2 protein-coding genes and 1 pseudogene are annotated in these 1,866 nt (G+C 59.9%); all 3 read right to left on the bottom strand.

Annotated features, from left to right (window positions below; all coding sequences use genetic code 11):
• Nucleotides 1–188: 188 nt before the first annotated feature.
• Nucleotides 189–869 carry a tyrosine-type recombinase/integrase gene (locus K309_RS38935; RefSeq protein WP_232232658.1) on the bottom strand — a complete coding sequence of 227 codons (681 nt, stop codon included), beginning with the start codon at nt 867–869 and terminating at the stop codon, nt 189–191.
• Between the two features lie 75 nt (nt 870–944).
• Nucleotides 945–1,568, bottom strand: coding sequence for a tyrosine-type recombinase/integrase (locus K309_RS38930; protein ID WP_232232657.1), 624 nt, complete (start codon nt 1,566–1,568; stop codon nt 945–947).
• A pseudogene (locus K309_RS43685) lies at nt 1,531–1,866 on the bottom strand (hypothetical protein); the annotation flags it as partial. The gene K309_RS38930 and the pseudogene K309_RS43685, both read right to left, overlap by 38 nt.

Raw genomic sequence — 1,866 nt, 5'->3', positions numbered from 1 at the left:
AAGCAGGGCGGCGGCCCCTCGAACCTCGTCATCTGTCAAGGGTTCGCGGGGGGAATTGCGATTTTATTGGCGGCTTAACTTGGATGGATTGCCGCATGCGGCCCCTTGGTTACCCAACCATACGCCGCCATTTACTGTCGCTTTTACACCGCCGTCAACACCACTCGACCAGCCGTCCAGTCGCGAAGCTATGCCAGGAAGTCCTGGAGGCGTGGGCCGTAACCATCGCGCCCATCCTCTGTCGCCGATCGCAGACCGACAGCGCGCGACATTCTGACGAACATACTTCGTGCGGTGCCGGCCTTCAATCGCTTGCCGCTCTCACTAACCAGGAACGCCTCGCTCAATCGTAAAGGACAGAGTTGATCGCGTTTCTGGACGTAGTGTTCGAGTGCCACCCGGGTCGACTCTGCTACAGGAACACACCGCGATTTGCCGAGCTTCGATTCCCGGATGGAGAGTATCCCGCTGACGAGGTCAACGTCGGACCGGTCGAGCCGAAACGCTTCGCCTGGCCTGAGGCCCGTCGCTACAAGAAGCCCTATGAGCGTCGAATAGGTCAGTGCTCGCATGCCGGTTCGGGATCGCAGTTGAACTGCTCGGGTCATAAGCAGATCAATTTCCTGCTCAGTGTAAATGTGCGGGGCATTGCGCCGTCTGCGGGCACTCAGGAGCCCTGCCGGAGGAATCTGGTTTCGACCGTCAATGACGTTCATCCATCGGGCGAATTCTCTCACTTGAGAGAGGCGCCGCCCCCAGGTGGCGCGTTCGACGAGTGTGGACGTCATCGCCCAGCGCAGAGCCAGATCGGTAGTAATAAACTCTGCATCTTCATGTTCCAGAAGATCAACGAAATGGCCGAGTGCCAATGCCGGTTCGTAGAATGACGCCCGCGAGAGCGCGGCGGACCGCCACGTACCGAGCGAGAGAATCGCGGATCGCAGTCATATCGAACCTCCAGCGGTGGGCCACGAGCGCGCGACCTCGCGCAGGTCCTCAAACGCGACCTTTGCATAGATCGCGGTACTATCCAGTGAGCGGTGCCGCAAGACCTCGGCTATTTCTGCCATCGAGGCCCCGTGGCGAATCATCGTCGTTGCCAGCCCGTGACGGAACAGATGTGCGGCGCCCCGGCACGCGGGGCGGAAACCGGCACGTGCGAAGGCCTGACAAACAATCTTGCCAATCGCCGCCGGCCCCGCCAAACCAACCCGAGGTGCCAATCTGCGAAGGAAGACGCGCCGCGATGCACTTGCTCCGCGACCATCGCGGAGATATGTTGCGATTGCTTCTCCGACCTCCGATGGCAGGGGGACGTGCTCGACCATTTGCCCCTTGCCATGAACGACGAGTTCTCCCGAACGCCAGTGAATGTCGTCGAGTTCGATGGCAACGATTTCTCCGGCACGTAGACCGAGCCGCGCCAACAACAGCAGGATTGCGTAGGTCACGACGCCCAGTCGGGGTCGACCGGTCTGCAGATGCAATGAGAGCTTCTTGCTGCTCAGGCGTGAGGAACCTTGGCACAGTTCACTGTCGGCATTTACGAACTGAAGGCACTGACTCATACAGGTCTCGGGCCGTATCGCAGCGCAGAAAGAGGAAATGGCAGAACGAGCGAAGCGCAACTGCCATCAGCCGCGTGTACTCTGCCGATCGGCCTTTGCTGCGGGCAAGAAGATGATTCCGGATCGTTACCGCGTCGAATGCATCTGGCAATAAACTTCCGTCGCTGGCCGAGTGGCTGTCGAGAAAGTCGCGAATGAACGGGCGGCGTTGTTGCATAAATCGAGATTGAAAATAGGGGCTCCTCGGTGAGGCTGAACTCAGGGGATACGGACGGATTGCGGGCGAGCGAGCGCGACC

Source organism: Cupriavidus phytohabitans (genome assembly GCF_000426345.1).
Lineage (GTDB): Bacteria > Pseudomonadota > Gammaproteobacteria > Burkholderiales > Burkholderiaceae > Cupriavidus.
The sequence above is the reverse complement of the archived record's forward strand: the minus strand, read 5'-3'. Positions and strand labels throughout refer to the sequence as shown.